Here is a 23,248-nt window from a genome sequence, read left to right as displayed (position 1 = left end):
GCATCTCTATATCTATACACTTTCATGCTCGAAAACAGCCGCAATTGCTTCAGATCGTTGATCGAAAGGCATTTGCTCAATGGTTTGAAGCTCCCTGTTTTTAACAGAGTCAATCACCGCAGTGGAAGTCGGCTCTTCTGTCGCCTCATGTCCCATGGCTCGAATACGTTCAAAGGTTTTCTCCATGCTTGCCTGATGCGTCTCTTTTAAATGGGCTTGCAGCTCGCGCTTCTGACCAAAATTAGTCCGACAGGCAAGGCAGAATGTCTTATGGAGGTATAACCCCTTCATTTTCCTTTTATCCAGGGGAATGAAGTTGTTATCCTTTCCAGCTGCCAGGTCATGAAGGTGTTTATTAAATGATTCAATATTGTGATAGACCTCCTGACATGGAATTGCCTTAAATGACTTAGGCGTTGCAGACTGCAGAGTGTCCGGTTTAAACAGTGATCTTGTCTCTTGTGGCTTTTTCTGCAAATAGCTAACAGCAGCAGCTGCCTGTTCCGGGTTTTTATCAAACCAGTCAAGGATTTTAGTAGTGCTTATTCGGGAGGCCGGATTGTCAGCATGGTGTTTATAAAGTTGTTGGAGCACTTTATTATATTTCAGTTGCCCGGCAGGTAGTGCTGAATGTCGGTGACGTCGTTGTTTTTTTGCGGGAGAGTTTACTTTTTTACGAAATACTTCGGTTATAAACTTGCGCTGGTCCTTATCAATCACGAATTCTGAGCGGTGTTTTTTCTCACACTGGCTTCCATCCGTGAGCATGTGCTCAAAAACAGTCATTTTAGCTGGATGGGGGAGGGTGCTTTTATCAGGATCAACAGGGGACTTTGTGCGTTTTCTGTAATTTGGGTTGTGCCTCTGTGCTGCGGGAATGGCTATTTGCTTACCTTCGACCAACACAGGAGTGCCTTCTGTACAGAAATTTTTAGCATAAAAATCCTTAACGCTTTTAGCAATTCTTTGTTTCAGGACGTGATCTCTGTGTTTGTTCTCTCTTATGGCAAGTCTCCGGTTCAAGCCATCTCGACATTCACAAAGATAACGGGTTGCTTCGCAAACAGTACACGTTGAACAGCGGCAAGTAATAAATTTACTTTGTTGTTCCCTCAGTTTTTCGTGCTCATCGGCCAGATCTGAAGGCTCCGAATCCTGTGTCAGTGTCAAGTCTTCCAATAGTTTTGGAATGGCAGTGCTCTCAGCATAAGCGCGGCTCATTTTCCAGTACCGTTGCTCAGCAATGGGTAATTCATCAAATACCTTAAGCAACTGGCTCAACTGCAAAGCCGTTACTTTAAAGGGAATAGGGATGCCAATATGTTGTTCAATGGCCAGTTTTTGTTCCTTAAGGTGACTAATGTATTGTTTGCGCTCTCGATAATATTCTTCTCCGTAGCTGATATTGCCCTGATTATCCTTTGTTACTGCAAATCCCTGCTCTTTGAACTGCTTTTTAATGAGTTTAGATTTCTCTTTTTTAATCTGCTTTGTCGTAGTTTTAATGGCCTCAATGAACCCTTGTCTGGCTTTCAGTCGTCTTTGTTCTTTTTGGAATGCTTTGAATTCTTCTGTTCCTAAAAACAGTTTCTGATTGTTGGGATTAGTATAAAACTGAGACAGTATTTCTTTTACTTGCGGAATAGGAGGTAACGTTTTCCATTCAGCCAGTTGTATTGGACGCGCCAACTGTTTAGTGGTGCTGTCGAAATAGTCTCCATTAGCAATCTCTTCACTGAGTGCATTACTTCTCCAGCTGACCACTGATCTATAGTTCATCAGGTAGTTATAAATGCCATCAAGGTAATGTAAGGTAAGGGCAATATTAGGGATGATCTCGGCCTCGACCGCTTTGCAAACCTTATCTTGCTGGGTTGGATCCTGCCACTGAGAATACAGGGGAGTCAGTTTATCGGTCTCGTCAATAAAGGCCCTGCCAATCATCAACTGAAAGGTTTCAAGTTTATGATCAGTCCATAACGATGGGTTTGCTACCAGCATAAAAGCAAAAGCGCCGATATCATAAGTCGATGAGATGCCTTTTTTCAGCTCCCGTTGAATGACTTTTTCGAATTGTTCTTTTCGACTGGCTCCTTCGTCTTCGTATGCGAAGGTATTGTCAGATATTTCCTTGGTAAAGAAAATCAGCAGATGGCAGACTCTGTTCATAGTGCATGCATTGTTCTTATCCACAGCACCGAACCAGATGTCTTTGACCAGACGGAAAAATGCCAGATATCCTAACGGTGATGGTGCACCCCTATAGCTTCGATAGTGGTCGGAGCAAACCTCCGACGTAGAATCGAAGTTAAACTTCACGTCACCTTTTAACACCAGTTCTGGCCAGTTTCTTTTAATATATCGAGCTTGCTCTTTGAGTTCAGGAGGCCAACCGTCGACAATGGTTGCAATTTCCTCACTATTGGGCCACAAGGTGGCATAGTGTTTGTCAAGTTTCTCGGCTACATCATTATTGACTGACTCTGCAAATTTTGTCAGTGCCTCGGCCAGCCGGGCTTTACCCTGAACGCCTGGTGTCCGTTTAATAGCTTCACTGAGCTGGTCAAAAAGAGGAAAACGACCAGTGCGCGAGCCCGAATCCAAAAAGTGGGATATAGCTTCATAGGTGGGGGTAATGTTTCTCTCTCGAAGTGTTTTCTCTGCTGCACTGATTTCTCGTTGTGAAAATCCCCGAATCTTCAAACTCTGTATTTCAAGTGGCTCTGTTGTAGAGGTATTTCGTGAGTGAAAAGTACTGGTTATTGATGCAGAATCCTCCTCCGAGTCACTCAGACCCACTAACCAGAACCTTTCATTCTGATCGGTTGTACTTCGATTTAGCGTCGATGAAATATCCATTTAAATTTTCTCCAATCTTTAACTGCCTCTGTTAATGACCAAAGTGGGCAACACTCAAAGAATTGCTGGTAACCCTCTGTGAAAAAAGCCATAAAACTGCAGAGTGGCCATAATAGCGAAGTTGAATTACCCTCTATGGGTACTTGTAAATATTGACCAGTGAATTAAACAAAAGTTCCATAAAATGAATAAAATAAAAGTTCCATTTTCTCCAATCTTTATTCAGGCCGGATCGTTATCAGTGGGCTGGCTCGGGCTACTCTCACTGTCGCCCGGAGGCTTGCCACTCAAGTTAAGCTGCAGTTTTTCGGCCAATTCATGTTTACGCATCAACTCCCACACTTTTACCTGAGCCTGGTCAAAGTCAAAATTGCCAGATGGCTCACATTGTGCTGCCTCGTCGGCATCTTGCCCTTTATTTCTCAGAGCCAGCAGCCGTGCTTCAGCCACACAGTACCGTCCAGCTGCCTGTTCACAAAGACTCAGGGTCAGGTCAAGGTTGGGAATAGTCGAAGCTCCAAATTCATTAAGCGGGTTTCTCGACCTTAGCGCTTCCAGCATAGAGCATGCTTGCGTCTTTTTTTCATAGGTCTGTTCTTTCAGCGAGCTTGCAAGCCCTATGATAATATTTTGGCATTCACTAACACTCAGCGTGAACGGGCCTTCGTTCAAAATGTCTCGGAATAATCCTTCCGCATGTCTGAAATTTTGTTTTTCTAGTTCTATGAAAGCTTCACGCATTCTATCTTTAGCGGTAGTCTTGTTTTTACTTGTTACGGGATCTGTTGTGAAATCTGCTCGATTGACTCCTTTCCTGACGTAGATTTGCACCTGCGTACAGCTTAACAAAGTCCCTCGCATAAGAGTTTTATCACGCAATTCATAGTTTTCTCTGAGAAACTCTATTGTCTCTTTTGACACAGACAAAAAATGATCCTGTTGGTCGTCATCTTCGACAATAATGAGAACAACCACTTTATTTAATGCTTCTGATTCAGTGTATTTTTTTACCAGAGGAAAGCTAATAGGATGCCCCGGGAAGTCAGGGAAACTCATAAATAATACTGAGTTCTTATCAAAAAAAAAGGGAGTAATATCATCGCCCGTCAAATCCTTATCATTTACCTTCAGAAAAGGAGAAAGAGCTTTCTCTGCTAAGCCATGATCTTCTTTATCGTAGAGACTTCTGGCAGGTGAATAGTCGTAAGGTCTCACAGTAAAGCCTGCCATGGCAAATAGCGCACTGTGATAACAAAAAGGCCCTGAGCCTGCATCAATGATAACATTGTCTTTTGGATCTAGATTTAAGTTGTCCTCCAGAAAACAGCGAATCTCATCAAACTCGGACGGCAATAATGGAGCATATGTTACTATGTCCCCAGCTAAAAGAGCTTTACGCTCAGCCATAAACTTATGATATTGGATTAATCCAACTATTGAGTCTTCTGAAATATCACAAATATCACGGCATTCGCCCGGTCTATTGCTAACCTCAAACTTCTTGCCGGGATGAGCTTCCGCCTTAGAGATTTCTTGCCAGTAAATAAGACCAATACTACTGACATCAGTAAAATCCAGTTTTGGTTTGCGTTCAGCCGCTTTACAAGCATTTACATCGAAAGCAACTGCTCTGGAGGAAATTTCGATCTCTTTCTGTCTTGTTGCAGGGTCAGGTGTGAAATCTGCTTGATTGATTCCAGATGGCTCACCGCTGACAGACCTCACGGTTCTGCATGAGGCATTGCCATAATTCTCATTACCATCGTTTTTAGCACTATAACCAGACTGGCTTGGTCCCGGATTACATGAGGTGTTAGTTAATCTGTCCATCGTTTTATTCTCTTGGCTTTATCCATGATGAAGGAAAGTTACCCTCTACAGGTACTTACGCTTGTTGACCAGTGAATAAAAAAAAAGTTCCGTAAAACAAAGGAAAAGGGTCTTGAATCTTGAATAGTTCCAAGGAAAAAGTATCTTACGTGCAGGTAAATTTGCTTTAGGTGCACATTGCGGCTACATGACTCGAAATTTATAGAATATGAACCTTGATGCGGAGGAAGGAGGAAAGCTCCATAAGCCAGCGTAAGTTGAAAGCCTCATTATATATTTAACATAATATATATTATGCGCAATTGAAGGATATCAAGAAGTCATCAATAGATGACTGCCCGGAGGTGTTTCTCTGAGGATGTCGAAGATATCCGGCGTTAAAATATAGCGACCAATAGCTTGATCATTTCACCGCTGATAACCCCATATTTGCAGGCCTCTTCGGCAGGCACTTCCGCGATGGCGACAATACTGCAACGGAACTGTTTGTACAGGTTAACCATCTGGGACAGAACACCTTTTCCATCAAGGTTGATACAGAGGTCGTCGGCTAAGACGACAGCGAACGGCTCATCTCCAATCAAAGTTTCTCCGGTCAGAATGGCATGACCCAGTCCTTTCATTTCACGCTGACGTGTATAGGAGAATGTACATTCGTCCATCAAACCCCGAATACCCGAAAGGGTTTGTTCCCTGGATCTGATGTTCCAGTTCATAATTTATATTAAAGTGGTCGTCCAAAGCCCGTTTACCACGTCCTGTAACGATGCAAATCTCATGCAAATCACCTTGCAGGGCTTCATCAACGCCGTACTCAATAAGGGGTTTGTTTACGATAGGCATCATTTCCTTGGGCATGGATTTGGTCGCAGGCAGAAAGCGTGTCCCGTAACCAGCAGCAGGAAAAAGGCATTTTTTGATCATGGATTAATAGTAGCCTTACTTGTTTCAAAGCGTAACAGCTATGCTACCTTTGCATTAAAATAGACGACCTGACTCTTAAAATTTGCCAGATCAGTATAAAACTGTCTAATATTTGTTCTGGTACCTCTGTTGTTGCACCCGTTGTGCAGTATGCTTTAGAGGCCGAAAAATAAGAAGTATACGACGCCTTAAGTTCACAGCGCGCCCATAACCTAACCTAAAGGTAGATTAATAATGACATTAAAAGGTCTGATTAAACTTACCCACCTGCTTCAGGAATACCCACTTACCATTATCCAATGGCAGATCCTGCTGGTAGTGGCTGAGAATCCTGGCGAAACCATAACTGACCTGGTGAATGCTGAAAAACTGACCTGTGGCACACCCAGCGATATTGCTGTCAGTGTGAAGCGTCTGGGCGAAGGCCGCCATGACCGCCCTGGTCTGGGTCTGATCAAAAAGGCTCAACATGAGGACGACGGTCGTTATTTCAAACTAACCTTAACTCCCAAAGGTAAAAAGCTGGTCGAAAAAGTAAAATCCAAAGCTCGCTATATTAAGTGACCCTCCCTTTGGGCTCAGGAATGCTGCTAGCGGGTATATTAGCAAGTACGACTTTCCAGCTTGAGCCCTTACTGCGGTTTATATTGCGCCCGACTCTGATGGTTGTACCGGACGCATCGTTCTACCTGCTATAAAGTCACTCTTCAGATAGCCCCGAACAACGAATCGTTGAAAGGGTAAATTATTTCGGTTTTGCTACCCAGGCTGTGCACCAACCACCCTCCTCTACTCTGCGACCAGCAAAAAGTGTACAGCCATTATTCTTACTAGCCTCAAAGAACATACAGTTTTTGCAGATATCCCCTTCCTTATATTTTGGATTGCCCTTGGCCTCAGAAGCCTCCTTCACGTAGTTGAGAGCTTTTGCCTGTGGATCGTCTTCCTGAACTTCACCAGCGGCTGCTGGTTCCGCAACAGTATCCATGGCAACCAGTGGGATTAAGGTGCAAGCCAACCCAAGCTGCATAAACTTTCTTCTATCCATTTTCAGTCCTCATCGTATGTCATTCATCAAAATAGTTTTGTACGCATTCAGATTTAAAGCAGATCTTTAGAATTTTCGCAAAAACTATTACTTACTACCGGTAAGTTCAGTTACCGGTAGTAGATAAAGAACTTTAATACTATTAATACCAGTATTATAATACTGGTATTAATAGTATGTTCCCGGGTAAAAAATCATGGATAACAAAGCCAATAGCGAGAACCAGAAGGAAATTCAGCGCAGAGAGCTGGTTTTCAGAGTCCTCGACGATCTCAAGACCAGAGGAGAACGAATTAATGCCGATAAACTGGCCCGCATTGCCAAAATGGGGAAACAAACGGTTTTGCCCTATTACAATGAGTGGCGCTTTCTGGATGACGCCCAGAAAGAGACAAACGAAGAGCTACCTGCTGATCTTGTGCGTGTTCTGAAACGCTCTCTAATCCAATGGAAACATGATGCAACCGCCTTGCAGCGTGACTTTGAAGATCAAGCCAATCAGGAAATTGACGAGCTGCAACAGGTAGTACAGCAGCTCTCTGAAGAACGACTGGCCCTGAAACACCAACTGGAGCAACTAACGGCTGAAAATGAGGTGCTACAAGAAAATGGAAAGAAGCTGATTCAGCAACAATCAGAGCATGAGAAAAGCATCATTCAATTGAAGGAACAGCTAAACGCAGAGATCGAAAAAAATAACAAGCATGAAGAAACTCTGGCTTGCAATAAAAAAGAACATACCAATGCCCTCTCCTCTCTAGAGACTAAGCTCGACAGTCAGTACCAGGCACAAATCAACCACTGGATCAAAACCGTAGACAGTGAACGTCGGCTAAGAACAGATATTGAATCCAAGCTGGAGAAACAGAAAGAATACGGATTGGCTGCCGAGAGGGCGCACAATGAAATTCAATATCGATTGGAAGCCAAGTCTAAAGCCCATTTGGAAGCTTGCGAAGAGAGGAATCATTACAAAGCCATTGTTAAAGAATCAGATCCGCAACTTCAGGCTATTAAAGAGCTGGCACTACTTATGAACCTGCCTGTTGAAGCGATTACCAGTGCAGTGCGACAGCTTATGGATACAGAACAAAAGGCCCGACATAACGAGGATGTCATCAAAGAGTCCAGAAGGCATCAAGCTGACCTTGAGCAAAAGAACCGGGAGCTACAGGAAGAACTTGATTCAACAAAAGCACTGGAGCGCGAAGTTGAACGACTTAAAGGCTATAACGATGCTCTAAAGCTGTCTATTGAACAAAGCAAAGAGAGCAGGCCATGAGTTTACCAGCGCTCTCAAAACTTCTGCTACTTCCCGGGGGCAACCATCCAAACCATCAGTCCGACTTATCGTCGTTCAATACTGATATGACCGGCGCTGTCAATGACAGTGAGATTCTTACTTTGTTTCTGAACAAATCTGCAGCCCGCTCCAGCGAGACGCTCAGACGCTATGAAAGAGAAATCCTGCGTTTCAGCGCCTGGTTGTATCAGGATATGGGGGCAACTTATAAAGAGGTTCGGCTGAAGCATCTTCAGATGTATCTTCATCATGTACAAAATCTGCCAGATCGCTGGCTAAAGAAAGGTATTATCCCAGGACAACCAGAAAGAATACTGTTTAAGGCATCCATCAAGCCCGGAAAAAGCACTGATCAGGTCATAGACGTACTCTCATCTTTCTTTTCTTTTCTGGAGAAAAATCGATACACACCGGGCAACCCGGCTGTTTCATTGATTCGTTCCGGCGAAAAGCTCGCCAGGGGCACTTCTATTGTCCGCTTTTTTCATGAAGAAGAATGGCAGCATTTACTGAACTGCCTTGAGCTGCAAAGGCATAGTGAGCGCATCTCTGAATCAGAGTTAGCAAGAACACGCTACATCATTATGCTGGGCTACAGTCTCGGACTTCGAGAGTCTGAACTGACCGGACATAGCTGTAATGATATTCACCCGGATATTGAAGGCGGCTATTTTCTCAGTATTCTGGGGAAGGGTCGAAAACGTCGTCAGCTGCCACTGAATAACAAGCTTATTGAAGAGATCAAGGCGTTCAGGCAAAGGTTTCACTATGAAGGCCTGTTGGGGGACGACTTCCCATTAGCTCCCAGAACACGCAAAATTCAGGGCAAAATGGGCGGACTTTCCTCCAGAGGATTACGTTTCTGGTGGCAGAGCTTTATGGACTTCTGCGCTTATCAAGCAAACGGGATGGCTATCAGGGCAAGTCGATTCAAGGCTATGCCTTTCCACGCTCTGCGACATACTGCATTGACACACCTTGCCCGTCAGATGGACATAGAAGATTTGGCCATTTTTGCAGGTCATGACTCGATCAATACCACCAGCCAGTACTACCACACTGAAGCCAAGAGATTGAAGCAAATGACTGCAACCCATTTTCTCTGAATCATCAACAGCTTTAACCTGCTCCTGCTAAAGTTATTGAGTAAGCATCACATGGCCAGGGAAGGACATGAATTTCTGCAAGAGCTGTCGAAAGCCAATCCACGGAAATGGTCTGGAAGCCCTTGGTAGTCATTGGCACACACATTGTTTTAACTGTCGAACCTGCAAAAAACCGCTTTTGAACAAACCGTTTGTTGGCTTTAATGGCCGTCCTTTTCATCCAAGATGCCTGAAATGCCCCGGATGCCGGAAGACCATCAAAGACAAATACATAGAAAACGATGGCATGCCCTGGCATCTGGACTGCTACCTGAAGCAGCATCATCCCCCCTGTGCTGTCTGCCGCAAACCCCTCGGTGAACAATATTTGATGGATTTTTGGGGCAATACCTTCTGCGAGACCCATCAGGACTACACCAATTGTTCAAGTTGCGGCCGCATAGTCTGCAAAAACATCACCGATGGCGGCATGTCTTTCCCGGACGGTCTGGTGATCTGCAACCTCTGCAATCTTCACGGTGTAGTTTCTCAGGAAGAAGGGGGCAGAATCATGGAGCAGATGCGCTCTGCCCTCTCCTCTGTAGGATTGAATTTGCATCAATCCAAAACCCCACTGACACTGTGCGGTCGTGATGAACTCAGGGAAGCCAGCCGACATAACTTTCATAATGAAAGGCCAATACTGGGTCTGGCACGATGGAGTATCTCTACGAAAGCCAATGGTCAGGTCATTGCCCGAGAGTTCAACGATATTCTGATCCAGAGACATCTGCCAGAAGAACATTTCCGGACCGTAGCCATCCATGAATTAACCCATGCCTGGTTCTTCTACAACAACTATCGCGACCTACCACTGGAAGTTGAAGAAGGTATCTGTGTCATGATGGAGTACATATGGTTGAAAAGTCAGGATACAAAGGACGCAGAATTCCGGAGAATGGCGATAGAAAACAGCGATGATCCTGTCTACGGCCTTGGTTTTCAGAAGGCCAAAGCTTCACTGAAATTAATGCCTTTGAAAACACTGCTGCAATTCATCAAAGAACGGAAAACGTTCCCTACCCGTTGGAGCGCATTCTTTTATCATTAAGTCAGGACAAAAAAAAACAGATGTCGTTCTATACACCATTGTCGGGAGTCCGTGCACAGTCTGATTGGATAAGTATAAATACAACACCTAGACTTCCTACCGACTTCACCAGTCCCAAGCTCTAAGGATAGTGGTTAAAACAGTGTATTGAGGGTTAATTACAGTGCTGCTATCAAGAAACCGTCCATTAACATTGTCTAGGCGACCCCGTCGAGGTGAACTCTACTGCCGCAAGGCTAGGACGGTGTGTAAGCACCAAAAATAGAGTGATGGCTTGCTCTAACGGTCTGGGCGACCCCAGCAAGTCAACATTCCTCCCCGCACTAGAAGTACGGGGTATCCAGTTGAGGAAAATCGATGATAAAGCAGCAACATTATCTGGCTCAGTTAATCGCTTCTGTATTCCTTTTACAACCCTTAAGCCTTCAGGCTCAATCCACAACTTCTCCTGCTTCAACAGTCCCTACAACGGCATTGTGTGAATCCCTCAGAGGGCAAACAGCGGGGGTTGATAAACGACTGGACGAATACAGTAATCTTGTTCGCGGGCGAAACTGTACCTTGCTCAATGCCGATCAGACAAGAGATATGGCTGAGTTGATCAACCGGATTCCTGAGAACACCGTGATACTGCTTTCCTCCAACACTGCTACTTCTACAATGACACCTTCCCCATCAACAGCTTCCCCTCTGCCTGATAAAATCTCAGTTAAGTACGGCATTGAAAATTATATAGTTTTGAAGGATGGTCAGGACATTATTGGTGCTGCCGATGAAGCTTTTGAAATCGTCATTACGCTTCGGCCAAATTATCGTCATATAGGTATGATCTGGGTTGGAGCTACTGATAACTTCAATTTTGGAGAAACAAAAGACAGTCATATAAGCCATATTACTTTCTTGCCAAGTAGGCCTATGTACGCCTGGTCGGATATCATCATTGTTTCAGCTGCGTGCTCTAACCGGAGGCTGATTGTCGAAAACAACGTATTCCATCTCCCTAAATGGGCTGCAGTTGATCTTGATTGCAGAGAATCTCTGGATGCATCGATTGACCCCACTCAATCTGGCCCGGGTCTGAGGTTTGCCAATAACACGGTCATAGGTGATACCCTCAACGTGCCGATTACCGACGCTATTCCCGGGGAAGCGGTGTTTATTCATCTTCCTGCCATCAAGAACCAGTCGCAAAGACTGGAGATTATCGGGAACACATTGCAGGGCAAAATGGCCGACGCAGCTGAGTTTATTCTTGGATCCGGAACCCGTGTGAATATCTTCAGAAACAAAGTCAACATCTCTAATAGTGGCTTCGCACCCCGAGATGCCCTCGGGTTACGAACACCAAGGAGAGGAGGCTTCGTTCTTACAGGTCATACAGAGAACAATGCCGAACGTCCCCTTTTTAACCTGGCAGGCAATCAGATTCAGGTGACAGCGACCGCTTTAATCGTCAAAGCACCACTTGAACTGGCCTTTGCCTGTAATCACCTGCAAGGACACAGTCCGTGGCGACAAATTGAGGAACAATTCAGCCCGAAAGCGGCTGATCCGTTCCTGTTGAGAAATGAGTGCGAAAGGTTGACACCCAACTCATCCGTTGTTACGGCATCACCTGCCCTCTACGCCATCAACCAGACCATCAATACCTGGACAGCCATCAAAGGTTCCACAGCGACTGCCTGCAGCGGACTGATCAATCTCGAAGATCATTTATACTTCGACTCGGAAGTCTGCCCGGTAAACATGACAAACTACGCTTTTGTTAACAACGCAGTATCCAGTACCTTTTCAAATTCAAGCTCCATTATTAATTCAAGCTACGTTATCAATTCAAGTTCCATTATTAATTCAAGCTCCATTATTAATTCAAGCTCCATTATTAATTCAAGTTCCATTATTAATTCAAGTTACAGTATGGATTCGAGTATCAGCAAGGTACCCACTTCATCTGTGGGTAAAGCCATAGTCGATACTGGTTTCGGTATTATAATCACACTGGCTCTATTACTGATTCTATAATCTGCATCGAGACAAGACTTAGTCTCATCCTTCTGGTCGTTCTGTCAGACTTACAGTCTAAATCGTTAAGCCAGCCGAAGTAACTTTCATAATGAAAGGCCGATACTGGGTCTGACCCGATGGAGCACCTCTACAACAGCCAATGGTCAGGTGATAGCCAGAGAGTTCAACGATATTCTGATCCAGAGGCATCTTCCAGAAGAACATTTCCGAACCGTAGAACCGTAGCCATCCATGAATTAACCCATGCCTGGTTCTTCTACAACAACTATCGCGACCTGCTAGGAGCCTGACCGAGAATAGACTGCCCTACGCGGCAACTGCTCCTGCGTTGCTCTAGCTCCTGCATCCATGCAGTCGTGCGGCGGCAGCAAATTGGTCTGAAAATCCGCTTTTGTTCGTCAAATAGCTCGCTATTCTCCTCACAAACCCGAATTTTCATCCTCAATTTTCTGCCGTCCTCGCTACGGGGTCGCCTAGACGGGCGCTATTCTCGGTCTAACGGGATGGTCCGCCCCTCCTAAACGGCTTCAAATGAGCCAAAATGGAGTTAACCATTTAAACAGGATTAACCGGAGCGAACCACCCATGACTATTTCAGTACATGGTATCGATATTGGCAAGAACAACTTTCACCTGTTTGGTGTTGATGAGCAGGGTAGCAAAGTCATCAGAAAGAAGTTGTCCAGGAAGAACCTTCTGGAGTACGTGGCAAATCTGGAGCCATGCATTATCGCTATGGAAGCCTGTGGTGGTGCTCACTATTTGGCTCGGTTATTCAAGAACTATGGGCATACTGTCAAGCTGATTTCACCTCAATTTGTCAAGCCTTATGTCAAGACCAACAAAAATGACTACAACGATGCTGAAGCGATTGCAGAAGCAGCTTCACGGCCCAGCATGCGTTTTGTACCTGTTAAAACGTCAGAGCAGCAGGCCTGGCAACTTCTGCACCGCTATCGTCAACAAGCGGTTGATCAGAGAACTGCCCTGGTTAACCAGATCCGGGGGTCACTATTGGAAGAAGGTATTGTGGTTGCCCAGGGTATTGGTAAAGTTCGTGCACAGCTTCCACGAATTCTGGAAGATGCTGAAAATGGACTCCATTCGCTGACTCGTGAGCTGCTACATGGTTTATCAGAAGAGTTGGCCAGTCTTGACAAGCGTATTCAACAGTATGACCAGAAAATTCAGGAGCTGGCTGAAAACGACGACGAATGTCGTCGAATGATGACTATGCCGGGTATCGGAGCCATCACTGCCACAGCATTGAAGGCAGCCGTTGGTGATGCGACGTATTTTAAATCTGGTCGACACCTTGCCGCATGGTTGGGATTAGTTCCAAGACAGCATTCCACAGGCGGTAAGTCAGTCCTGCTGGGCATCAGTAAACGGGGTGATAAATACCTGCGCACATTATTGATACACGGCGCACGTTCGGTACTCCACTGCCTCAAAAATAAGGATGACCGCTGTAAAAAATGGGTTAGCCAACTTAATGAGCGCAGCAATCACAACGTTGCCGCCGTTGGTCTGGCTAATAAAATGGCTCGGATTGTCTGGGTCATCATGACCCGAAATGAAGTTTACAAGGCTGCATAATGAGGTAAAGGCGGCAGCGGCAAAGTAAAGCATAAGCTTAACCAAAGGGGAACCCCCCCGCAGATTGCGATGAGCATGTACAGTTGATGGCAAACAGGTAAAAACCGGCAACCTGAAACCTGATAGGAGTCTTGGCCCTTGAGGCCGTCGGACTGATAAGGCCAGGTTGCGCGGATACCCATCAGGGCCAGAGGGTTAGACCTCATGAATAGGCCGTATATATGATTGCAGTTATCTTTGTTTGCTAATTAACAAAACAGGCTCTTGCAAAACGGGGCGGACCATATAAGGCTCCTAGGGGTTGAAGAAGGCATGTGTGTCATGATGGAGTAAGTACCTGGCCAGTTGGTTTCGCATATTCTGGCGAGTGGATTTTTTCGTCCTTCAAGGCGCAACGACGGGCGCGTAGCCATAGCTACGCAACCAGAGCTGGAACGCAGAAGGATGGAAAAAGCCGCCGTCCAGAATATGCGAAACCAACTGGTTAGGTACTTATATCTGGTTGAAAAATCAGGATACAAAAGACGCAGAATTCCGCAGAGCAGCAATAGAAAACAGTGACGATCCTGTTTACGGCCTCGGCTACAAGAAGGCCAGGGCTTCCCTGAAATTAATGCCCTTGAAAACCCTGCTGCAATTTATCAAGGAACGGAAAGAGTTCCCAAGCCGCTGGGCTGCTTTCTTTTACCACTAAGTTAGTGGCCAACGCCTCTTGAACTCATCATAAGCCTGGAAAATAGATAATCAACTGACATGCTCCGGCATCGAAGCCCCATATATTTTGCCATGGGTGAAAGATTAGATTCTTAAAAAAGAGAATGGAGGCGAGTACCGGAGTCGAACCGGTCTAAATGGAGTTGCAGTCCACTGCATAACCGCTTTGCTAACTCGCCGTAATGGATCGATTTTCAGATAAAAGTCTTTAAAACCAACAACTTCCAAAATGTTGAAGTATTTTATGAGAGAACACGCCAAATGACAATGCTTTTTTAAGGCAATATTTGAACCCGACATATCGGGCGCAGAAGCAGGCTGTCAGGCAGAGGTGGGATCTGCCTGGTCCAGATCCCCTGCATCGAGCGAAATGGTATGGCGGCTATCAAGGCAATCACTGCTGCTCGTCTGGCTATGCCTGTTGACGGTACTCACGCGGTATCACTCGATAGCTGCATCGAAACCATATATCGCACCGGTCTTGATCTGCGGGCCAAATATCTTGAAACCCCAATGAGAGGTTCGGCTATATACGCCAGGAAAGTGAAAGAATATAACGCGATTGTCGCTTGACTCTTTAGGCTGCAGCCTTCTGCGACTTACATCATTCTGAAGTTCAGATCAAACAATATCCAGATGGTCCCACCCACCATAATGAAAATCAGAACTCCGGCAAAAAACAGCGCTGTCAGATAGTCTCTGCCCGTACGCCTGAGGGTGATGTTTAAAAAAAAACGCAAGTGAACCAGCACCTGAATCAAGGCACACAGTGCAATAATGGCAAACAGTATTTTGGCCGGGAAAGCTGAGGACCAGACGACCCAGAAAGGGATGACCGTCAGAACGATCGCCAGAACGAACCCTGCTAGATAGTCCTTCAGGCTATGTTCATATGCTTGCACGGCTACCTCCTATATGAACACCGGTAGGTAAACGACAGAAAAGATCCCTATCCAGACAATATCCAGAAAATGCCAGAATAAACCGAGGCGATACAACCTGGAGCAGACCTGGGGCGTCAACCCTTTCATAAAAACCTGCGACACCATCATCAGGATGCCAAGCATGCCAATGCTCACATGGATGCCATGGGTAGCAACCAGTGTAAAAAAAGACGACAAGTAACCACTGATTTGAGGCCCACCCCCCTCTCCGATCATTTCTGCAAATTCGGCGATTTCCAGAGAAACAAAAGTGACACCAAAAACGAGGGTAATGATTAACCAAAGCATTACAGTCGGTCGTTTTTTATGCATAGCTGCCAACCAGGCAAAACCAAATGTGACACTGGAGATCAACAGGCAGGCGGTTTCAAGAAAGACATGTTTGAGATCGAAAAGTTCAATGGGCTCAGGTCCGTTGGCAGTATTTCTGAACATACTGACATAGGTTGCAAAAAGCAGCGCGAAGATAACCGCATCCGTCATCAGATAGAGCCAGAAACCGAATTCCCGGTTATCAAGGTACTCTTCAAGATGTTCAGCCATGGCTTGTTGGAGCGCATTCTGATTCATACAGGCCCTCCTCTGGGTGAGAGACTTTCAGCAGACATTAACTGAGCCTTTCGTTTGCTCTCAATGGCCATGACAGCTTCTGATGTAAAGATCTCCTCTTCATGATCATTAGAACTTCTAACGATCAATACTGTTACCGCACCGACCATGGCGAGGATGGCCAACCACCATAAATACCAGACGAAAGCAAACCCTACTAAAAATCCAAACAAACCAATATAAACGCCAGCTCCGGTATTAGCGGGCATTATGATGGCGCTGTATTGATCAGGAAAATAATAGGCTTCCCCTTTTTTTTTCATTTCCCAGAAGGCATCGACAGAGTTGACTTTGGGTATCACAGCAAAGTTATAGGGTGCTGCCGGTGAGGAGGTGGCCCACTCAAGAGTTCTGCCATTCCATGGATCACCGGTTAGATCCCGATGTTGATTACGGTCTCTGACACTAACGTAAAACTGCATAAAGACACTGTAAATGCCAACCAGTACAAAACATGCGCCTGCAAAAGCCACCAGCAGAAAAGGTTGCCAATCAGGCTGGGTGTATTGTTCAAGCCTCCTTGTCATACCCAGAAGCCCAAGGGCGTAGAGTGGCATAAAGGCGAGATAGAAACCGATCAACCAGCAGGAAAACACCATCTTGCCCCAGAACTCATTAAGTCTGAAGCCAAAGACCTTGGGGAACCAGAACTGAGTGCCTGCAAAGTAACCAAACAAGGCGCCGGGTATCAGCATGTTATGAAAGTGCGCTACTAAAAAGGTGGTGTTATGCATCTGGTAGTCTACCGGAGGAATTGCCAGCAAGACTCCGGTAATACCCCCTATTACAAAGGTAATAATAAAACCGATGGTAAACAGCATAGCGGGATGAAAAACAATCCGCCCCCTGATCATAGTAAAGAGCCAGTCAAATATTTTAACGCCTGTGGGAACAGCAATAATCATTGTGGCAATACCGAATATGGCGTTGACGTTTGGACTGGAGCCCATAGTAAAGAAATGATGCAACCATACTGTAAACGACAAAAGTCCTATAGCCATGGTGGCGTAGACTAACGAATGATAACCAAACAGCCTTTTCCCGGAAAACACAGCGGTTACTTCAGAGAATACACCGAAAGCAGGCAGAATCAGAATGTAGACTTCAGGGTGTCCCCAGATCCAGATCAGGTTGGCAAAGTTCATCATATTGCCACCCAGCTCATTGGTAAAAAAGTGCATCCCCACAGTCCGGTCCAGCCCCAGCAGAGCCGCCACTACGGTCAGGGCAGGAAAAGCAAACGCCATCAGAATACTGGTGCAGAGTGTGGTCCAGACAAACAATGGCATCTGCATCAATTTCATGCCAGGAGCCCGGCATCTTAAAATGGTCGTTATAAAGTTAATTCCGGTCATCGTACTGCCCACACCACTGACAAGCAGTGCCCAAATCCAGTAATCGACACCAACTCCCGGACTGAAACCAATACCTGAATAAGGTGGATACCCGGTCCAGCCCGCTGTCGAGAACTTGCCCAGAACCAGGGAAATTCCCACCAACCCGGCACCTGCAGCAGTCAGCCATAAACTGACCGAATTCATGAAGGGAAAAGCCACATCTCTGGCGCCAATCTGCTGGGGAACAACGATATTGATCAGGCCAGTAAGAAACGGCATGGCCATAAAAAAGATCATGATAGTGCCATGGGTAGTAAAAATTTGCTCAAAATGCTCTGGCGGCAAATACCCATCATTGTTGAGAGCAATCGCTTGCTGGGTTCGCATCATGACGGCTTCAATAACCCCACGGACAAGCATGACCAGTGCCAGCAAGATATACATGACCCCGATTCGCTTATGATCGACACTGGTCAGCCATTCTTCCCACAAATATCGCCACTTGCCTGCCCAGGTCACGGCCAGAGCCGTCAAAAGCACAGCCATCACGGTAACAAGAGCGCCTCCCATAGCAACCGAGCTATAGAACGGCAGTGCATCAATGGTCAATCTGCCTAACATGGCTTACTCCAGACTTCCGGTTTTTTGCAGGGGTAAGGCACCGCTTGCTCCGGTGTATTTAGCAATGATTCGACTGAACAGCTCCGGTTCAACCCAGGAGTAGTACTCTACCGGGTACTTTGTTTCCGGCCTGAGGAGCTTCTGATAACTCATTGAGTCCAGTCGTTTGTTTGCTTTTTTGACGTTATCGAGCCATTGTGTAAAGTCACTTTCAGAGAGTGATTGAACGTCAAACACCATATGAGGAAAGCCCCGGCCACTGAACTGGGTATTTCTTCCAGTAAAACGACCTGGCTCGAAGGCTTTGAGGTTCAGATGAGTGGTCATCCCGGCCATGGCATAAATTTGGCCACCCAGCGCAGGGATAATGAAGGATGTCATGACCGTGTCTGAAGTAATTTCAATATTAACGGGTCTGTCACTGGGAAAAGCCAGTTCATTGACTACCGCTACCTGCTGGTCCGGGTAGATAAATAGCCACTTCCAGTTCTGAGCCACTGCCTGAACCCTGAACGTTTTCTCATCACTGACCAGAGATTTGTAGGGGTCGAGTTGGTAGGTGTAAATCACAACAAGAACACCGATCACAACGATAATGACCAGTGGACCGGCCCAGATAAACAGTTCAACGAAAATGGATTTGTGCCAGTCTGGCCGATAGGCCCCTTTGCCATTGGCTCGATAACGCCAGCATGACCAGAAAGTGATCAGGTAAACGGGCAGCAAAGTAAAAAGCATGATGGCTGTCGCGAGGAATAACAGATTCCGCTCGGTTTCAGCAACCGGACCTTTTGGATAAAGAATGGGAGATGACTGCATGCTGCAGCCAGAAATGAGAAGAATCGCTAACAGGACAGTCAGCCATTTTGACAAAAATACGGTACGGACGGACTTCATGAAAGAATGCCACTGTCACAGGGAACTGGTGAGAAAAACCCGTTTCAGCCTTAATACAGCGTAGATCAAAACTGGAAACAATGAACTGAACTGGCAGTAATTTTGTCAAGTTAGCCCTAAGTCTAATCGATCAAGGTCGTATACTGCTCAAGGAGTCCTCTCCACTATTCTGAGTGCGAACATTGTAATGACTAAACGAATGGAGGGACCAAAGGTACGAGGGAGGTGTCGCTTATGAATCAACCGACCGAATGATAACGAACCGGTTATCTAACTTACGAAACAGGACCAAAACAGCATTAAAAAACTCTACAATCAAACAGGGATTAAAACGAACAGGGAGGTATCGTTTATGAAAGTAGAAGGACAACAACTATCTGGAAGACCGTATCAGTCTGAGACTGACAACCTTCCGCAAACCGCCAGTGGTCGTACCTATAATCGGGACGTTCAATCCAGATCCAGTCTGGACAGCCTGCTTTATATACTGGCGGAGTTTCTTGAAGACATGGCTCTGGAGTTTAAGCCTATCAGCAACTATCTGTGTCAGGTGTTAACACTTGAGAACTTTATAAAAGCCGCCAATAAACTCAGACATGAGGCAGAACAGGCCAGTATTGATGTCAAAATGAACAATACGGACTCAAAATTCAAGCGCCTTGAATTGAAAGCTAGAAAAGAGATGAACGAGTTCAGGCACGATGTCAAAAACCGATGGTCAGAATTGAGGCATGACTTTAAGGCAGGGTGGAAAAAACTGGACAAGTGACAGTTGAGAGCTGGAACTTAGATTAAGCTCCAGCTCCAATATTTGTTAGCCTGCCATTTCTAACAGGAGTTTGTTCAAACGCTGAACGTAGCTGGCAGGATCATCCAGCTGGCCACCTGCAGCCAGCTTGGCCTGATCAAAGACCACACGACACAGATCAGCAAAACGATCTTCATCTGCTTCCTGGTCCAAACGGTTAATCAGAGGGTGCTCAGGATTGATCTCAAAGATAGGCTTGGATTCAGGCATGGCCTGACCCGCAGCTTCCATGATCTTACGCATTTGGGCGCCCATATCCTGTTCACCTACGACCAAACAGGCGGGTGAATCCGTCAGACGGTGCGTTACACGGACTTCTTCAACCTGGTCCAACAGGGCATCCTTGATGCGCTTGAGCAGATCTTCTTTCTCCTTGGCACTTTCTTCCAGGGCTTTCTTGTCGCCTTCATCGTCCAGTTGACCCAGATCCAGATCACCACGTGCGATGTCTGCAAACTGTTTGCCATCGAATTCGTTCAGATGCGACATCAGCCACTCATCGACACGGTCGCTCAGCAGAAGAACTTCGATTCCCTTCTTCCTGAACACTTCCAGGTGAGGACTGTTGGCCGCCGCATTGTGGGTTTCTGCAGTGATGTAGTAGATCTTGTCCTGACCTTCCTTGATTCTGGAAACATAGCCTTCCAGAGATTGGTCCTGGTCACTACCCTTGCTCTCGGTAGAAGCAAAACGCAGGAGTTTGGCAACTTTCTCACGGTTTGCGAAGTCCTCAGCAGGGCCTTCTTTTAATACCTGACCAAACTCTTTCCAGAACTCTGCATACTGCTCTTCTTCCTTCTTGGCCATTTTTTCCAGCATGTCCAAAACACGCTTGGTCAATGCGGCTTTCATGCTGTCGACAGCAGGGTCTTTCTGAAGGATTTCACGCGATACGTTCAAGGAGAGATCGTTAGAATCCACCACACCCTTAATGAAACGCAGGTACATGGGCAGGAATTCATCGGCCTGATCCATGATGAATACGCGCTGAACGTAGAGCTTCAGGCCTTTCTGCATATCACGATTATAAAGATCGAAGGGAGCTTTGGCAGGAATGAACAACAGGCTGTTGTATTCCAGCTTGCCTTCAACACGGTTATGACTCCACTTTATAGGGTCAGCAAAGTCATGACTGATGTGTTTGTAGAACTCTTTGTACTCTTCATCAGTAATATCAGAACGGGAGCGAGTCCACAGGGCCTTTGCGGTATTAACCGTTTCCCACTCAGGCGCCTTGTCTTCCTCCTTTTCCTCTTCTTCTGAAGGCATCTCTTGCTTGACCATCAGAATTGGCATGGAGATATGGTCAGAATACTTGCGAACAATGTTGCGCAGACGCCAGCCGTCAGCAAACTCTTCGGCATCGTCCTTCAGGTGCAGGATGATGGAGGTGCCACGTTTTTCTTTGCTGATCCCTTCAACGGTGAATTCACCGGAGCCGTCGGATACCCAACGGACGGCTTGCTCAGCCGGTGCATCCGCCTTGCGGGTTTCAACGGTGACCTTATCAGCGACAATAAAGGCAGAGTAAAAACCGACGCCGAACTGACCAATCAGCTGAGAGTCTTTCTTCTGGTCACCGGTCAGCTGTTGCAGGAAGTCAGCGGTGCCGGACTTAGCAATGGTACCCAGGTGAGCAATAACATCCTCACGGTTCATACCAATGCCGTTATCAGCGACGGTAACGGTTTTTGCTTCCTTGTCAAAATCAACACGAATATCCAGATTGGGATCACTTTCCAGCAAACCATCATTATGCAACGCTTCAAAGCGCAGTTTGTCAGCAGCATCTGAAGCGTTAGAGATCAACTCCCGCAGAAAGATTTCGCGATTGGAGTACAGGGAGTGGATCATGAGGTGAAGAAGTTGCTTGACCTCGGTTTGGAAACCCAGTGTTTCTTTTTTGGCTTCTGCAGTCATTTGGCCCTCTACATTGTTTTCTGCCAGTGGCCGTCGTTCAGAACCTTCTCATGAGCGATCAGCCTGATCATAAATTGCTTTGAAACTAATGTGGGGACAGGCTTTTTGATTTCAAGGCAGAATTCGAGAATTTTATGAATATTCTTTTGCCTGCTACTCCTTAGCAGTATCAGAGAGCGTATCAAGCACTTTGGAATGAAACTCCCGACGGTACAGAATAACCACCACCATGACCGTGCTGATGATAAAAAGAGACGGATGAATAAACCAGGACAATGTGGCCAGAGAAAAATAATAGGCCCGCAGGCCGTAGTTAAAGTGGTTGGCGGCCAGCGTCATGATAAAGCCCACCTTATCCGCAAATACTTTCTGTTCCGTTTTATTACCACTGATATCCTGCATCAGAGGGGCACTCCCCATAAGAACACAGGTAAAGTTATAGAGTCTGAGACTCCAGGTAAACTCAAAAAAGGTATACACAAATATAACCAGCATGACCAAAACCTTCAGTTCCCAGAGTTCACGGGTATTGGTCGTCACAAAAGGCATAGCCGACAGAACGCCGACCGCTTCTTCTGATGCTGCAATTCCGGTGATCAGGCCCGCCATAACCAGAATACTGGTGGAAGCAAAGAAACTGACAGATGCCCGAAGGCTGGCGAGCAGACTGGCATCGGCTATCCGGTTATCCCTGCCAAGCAGCCGATACATCCAGTCTCGTCTGTAGAGTGCCAGAACGCTGGCCAGACATGCCGTTGCCTGCCCCCTTCGATAGGCAAAAATGGTATAGCCTACCCACAGTAAAATCAGTGACAGGAGTGCCAGCCAGTCAAACCAGGAGGCAACCCCAGATAGATTGACCATAGTCCGTCCTCTTGGGTTATTGTTGTCATTCGATAAAGCAGTATCTTCTATCTACCCCGATAGCCATGACTGCGAAGGCAATACCTGCCTCATGCCGGGAAAAGATCAAATTGCCGGAAACATATGCTAAAGTGGCCTCAAGTTAAGACTCTGGATTGCTTCAGGCGTAATATTCACGGGTTAACACCTGCATCAATATAGACTATTGTTTCAGTTTTTATCGGCCGACATCCCGGGATCAACCACCTGATTTTTTCTTATCGGCTATTTTCCTCCAGCTCTGGCTTAGCCCGGTGCCATCGTCAACAGGAGAAAGGATGACAAGTTCGCAATTTATTCTAGGCTGGACAATCTACCTGGCAGGTGCAATGGGTTGTCTGGTGTCGCTTATTATGATTACCGGAAGACTGCCTGCGCGCTTGAAGTGGGTACTGCGTTTTACAGCTGCTGCCCTGCTTTGCACACCCTGGTGGATAACCAGAGGCTCTGATCTGTTGTCTCCCGCGCTGTTTACAATGATATACGATGGCATGACCCACGGTTTTGAAGCCATGTCCAGAACAGGAATGATCATTGTGTTCGCCGCTGGATTAGCGGCCCTGATTGCCTTTGTCCTGCCCGTAAAGAAGTCAAACACAGACAAGAAAAAAACTGAGCGAGCTCCGAAGCCCTCTGGTAGCGAGATACGATCCAAAAGGCAGGAACCCACCTGCTGACAGTTTTGTGAACCAACGGAACAAACAATGCCAA

At 46.1% G+C, this 23,248-nt stretch carries 20 protein-coding genes, 1 tRNA gene and 1 pseudogene; 11 read left to right on the top strand and 11 right to left on the bottom strand.

Features of this window, described 5'->3' with window-relative positions; translation table 11 throughout:
- Positions 1 to 12 precede the first annotated feature (12 nt).
- From ACOJUN_RS20420 to ACOJUN_RS20410, 3 genes and pseudogenes are all read right to left on the bottom strand, one after another.
- Entirely contained in the window at positions 13 to 2,859 is a 2,847-nt protein-coding gene (locus tag ACOJUN_RS20420; RefSeq protein WP_422133721.1) for a hypothetical protein, read from the bottom strand.
- Between the two features lie 222 nt (positions 2,860 to 3,081).
- Entirely contained in the window at positions 3,082 to 4,689 is a 1,608-nt protein-coding gene (locus ACOJUN_RS20415; protein ID WP_422133720.1) for a hypothetical protein, read from the bottom strand.
- A gap of 336 nt (positions 4,690 to 5,025) precedes the next feature.
- Positions 5,026 to 5,613: pseudogene (locus ACOJUN_RS20410) on the bottom strand (sugar phosphate nucleotidyltransferase); the annotation flags it as partial.
- 234 nt (positions 5,614 to 5,847) lie between these two features.
- Here ACOJUN_RS20410 and ACOJUN_RS20405 point away from each other — a divergent pair.
- Complete coding sequence (locus tag ACOJUN_RS20405; RefSeq protein ID WP_317141597.1) at positions 5,848 to 6,177, top strand: MarR family winged helix-turn-helix transcriptional regulator; 330 nt, start codon at positions 5,848 to 5,850, stop codon at positions 6,175 to 6,177.
- Between the two features lie 181 nt (positions 6,178 to 6,358).
- Here ACOJUN_RS20405 and ACOJUN_RS20400 read toward each other — a convergent pair whose 3' ends face one another.
- Complete coding sequence (locus ACOJUN_RS20400) at positions 6,359 to 6,661, bottom strand: high-potential iron-sulfur protein (RefSeq protein ID WP_422133719.1); 303 nt, start codon at positions 6,659 to 6,661, stop codon at positions 6,359 to 6,361.
- Between the two features lie 196 nt (positions 6,662 to 6,857).
- Here ACOJUN_RS20400 and ACOJUN_RS20395 point away from each other — a divergent pair, with 196 nt between their 5' ends.
- The 7 genes from ACOJUN_RS20395 to ACOJUN_RS20365 all read left to right on the top strand — a co-directional run bounded on the left by ACOJUN_RS20395 (position 6,858) and on the right by ACOJUN_RS20365 (position 14,478).
- Positions 6,858 to 7,943 (top strand): hypothetical protein, encoded by a 1,086-nt coding sequence (locus ACOJUN_RS20395; protein WP_422133718.1) that lies wholly within the window; start codon positions 6,858 to 6,860, stop codon positions 7,941 to 7,943.
- Positions 7,940 to 9,070: a tyrosine-type recombinase/integrase gene (locus ACOJUN_RS20390; RefSeq protein WP_422133717.1), complete on the top strand. Its 1,131-nt coding sequence runs from the start codon at positions 7,940 to 7,942 to the stop codon at positions 9,068 to 9,070. Before ACOJUN_RS20395 ends, ACOJUN_RS20390 begins: the two co-directional genes overlap by 4 nt.
- 67 nt (positions 9,071 to 9,137) lie before the next feature.
- Positions 9,138 to 10,160, top strand: coding sequence for a protein DA1 (locus tag ACOJUN_RS20385; protein WP_422133716.1), 1,023 nt, complete (start codon positions 9,138 to 9,140; stop codon positions 10,158 to 10,160).
- 357 nt (positions 10,161 to 10,517) lie between these two features.
- Positions 10,518 to 12,182, top strand: a complete 1,665-nt coding sequence (locus ACOJUN_RS20380) for a hypothetical protein (RefSeq protein ID WP_422133715.1) — start codon at positions 10,518 to 10,520, stop codon at positions 12,180 to 12,182.
- Between the two features lie 119 nt (positions 12,183 to 12,301).
- Complete coding sequence (locus ACOJUN_RS20375; protein WP_422133714.1) at positions 12,302 to 12,475, top strand: hypothetical protein; 174 nt, start codon at positions 12,302 to 12,304, stop codon at positions 12,473 to 12,475.
- A gap of 295 nt (positions 12,476 to 12,770) precedes the next feature.
- The gene (locus tag ACOJUN_RS20370; RefSeq protein ID WP_422133713.1) at positions 12,771 to 13,784 is read left to right on the top strand and encodes an IS110 family transposase; all 1,014 of its coding nucleotides are present in this window, start codon (positions 12,771 to 12,773) and stop codon (positions 13,782 to 13,784) included.
- 502 nt (positions 13,785 to 14,286) lie between these two features.
- On the top strand, positions 14,287 to 14,478 hold the full coding sequence (locus ACOJUN_RS20365) for a hypothetical protein (RefSeq protein ID WP_422133712.1): 192 nt from the start codon (positions 14,287 to 14,289) through the stop codon (positions 14,476 to 14,478).
- A gap of 125 nt (positions 14,479 to 14,603) precedes the next feature.
- Here ACOJUN_RS20365 and ACOJUN_RS20360 read toward each other — a convergent pair.
- Positions 14,604 to 14,677: transfer RNA gene (locus ACOJUN_RS20360), tRNA-Cys, on the bottom strand.
- Positions 14,678 to 14,798: 121 nt separating this feature from the next.
- On the opposite strand from ACOJUN_RS20360, the gene ACOJUN_RS20355 reads away from it, so the two are divergent.
- Positions 14,799 to 15,071 carry an L-serine ammonia-lyase, iron-sulfur-dependent, subunit alpha gene (locus ACOJUN_RS20355; RefSeq protein ID WP_422137107.1) on the top strand — a complete coding sequence of 91 codons (273 nt, stop codon included), beginning with the start codon at positions 14,799 to 14,801 and terminating at the stop codon, positions 15,069 to 15,071.
- A 26-nt stretch (positions 15,072 to 15,097) separates the two neighbouring features.
- Here the strand turns inward: ACOJUN_RS20355 and cyoD are convergent, their stop codons facing one another.
- From cyoD to ACOJUN_RS20335, 4 genes are read right to left on the bottom strand one after another with little or no spacing between them, the layout of a single operon-like run.
- Positions 15,098 to 15,400: a cytochrome o ubiquinol oxidase subunit IV gene (cyoD, locus tag ACOJUN_RS20350; protein ID WP_422133711.1), complete on the bottom strand. Its 303-nt coding sequence runs from the start codon at positions 15,398 to 15,400 to the stop codon at positions 15,098 to 15,100.
- Positions 15,401 to 15,409: 9 nt separating this feature from the next.
- Positions 15,410 to 16,012 carry a cytochrome o ubiquinol oxidase subunit III gene (gene cyoC / locus ACOJUN_RS20345; protein ID WP_422133710.1) on the bottom strand — a complete coding sequence of 201 codons (603 nt, stop codon included), beginning with the start codon at positions 16,010 to 16,012 and terminating at the stop codon, positions 15,410 to 15,412.
- The gene (locus ACOJUN_RS20340; protein WP_422133709.1) at positions 16,009 to 18,009 is read right to left on the bottom strand and encodes a cbb3-type cytochrome c oxidase subunit I; all 2,001 of its coding nucleotides are present in this window, start codon (positions 18,007 to 18,009) and stop codon (positions 16,009 to 16,011) included. The genes cyoC and ACOJUN_RS20340 overlap by 4 nt, the downstream gene beginning before the upstream one ends.
- 3 nt (positions 18,010 to 18,012) lie before the next feature.
- Positions 18,013 to 18,906: a COX aromatic rich motif-containing protein gene (locus tag ACOJUN_RS20335; protein ID WP_422133708.1), complete on the bottom strand. Its 894-nt coding sequence runs from the start codon at positions 18,904 to 18,906 to the stop codon at positions 18,013 to 18,015.
- 352 nt (positions 18,907 to 19,258) lie between these two features.
- Here ACOJUN_RS20335 and ACOJUN_RS20330 point away from each other — a divergent pair, with 352 nt between their 5' ends.
- Positions 19,259 to 19,675: a hypothetical protein gene (locus tag ACOJUN_RS20330; RefSeq protein WP_422133707.1), complete on the top strand. Its 417-nt coding sequence runs from the start codon at positions 19,259 to 19,261 to the stop codon at positions 19,673 to 19,675.
- 45 nt (positions 19,676 to 19,720) lie between these two features.
- On the opposite strand, the gene htpG is transcribed toward ACOJUN_RS20330, so the two are convergent.
- Together htpG and ACOJUN_RS20320 are read right to left on the bottom strand one after the other, a co-directional pair.
- Positions 19,721 to 21,634, bottom strand: coding sequence for a molecular chaperone HtpG (gene htpG, locus ACOJUN_RS20325; RefSeq protein ID WP_422133706.1), 1,914 nt, complete (start codon positions 21,632 to 21,634; stop codon positions 19,721 to 19,723).
- A gap of 153 nt (positions 21,635 to 21,787) precedes the next feature.
- A complete protein-coding gene (locus ACOJUN_RS20320; RefSeq protein WP_422133705.1) occupies positions 21,788 to 22,498 on the bottom strand; it encodes a DUF599 domain-containing protein in 711 nt (236 codons plus the stop codon).
- 317 nt (positions 22,499 to 22,815) lie between these two features.
- On the opposite strand from ACOJUN_RS20320, the gene ACOJUN_RS20315 reads away from it, so the two are divergent.
- Positions 22,816 to 23,214 carry a hypothetical protein gene (locus ACOJUN_RS20315; RefSeq protein ID WP_422133704.1) on the top strand — a complete coding sequence of 133 codons (399 nt, stop codon included), beginning with the start codon at positions 22,816 to 22,818 and terminating at the stop codon, positions 23,212 to 23,214.
- Positions 23,215 to 23,248 lie beyond the last annotated feature (34 nt).

It is taken from the genome of Endozoicomonas sp. ALD040 (assembly GCF_049275945.1).
In the GTDB taxonomy this organism is placed as follows: Bacteria; Pseudomonadota; Gammaproteobacteria; order Pseudomonadales; family Endozoicomonadaceae; genus Endozoicomonas_A.
The sequence above is the reverse complement of the archived record's forward strand: the minus strand, read 5'-3'. Positions and strand labels throughout refer to the sequence as shown.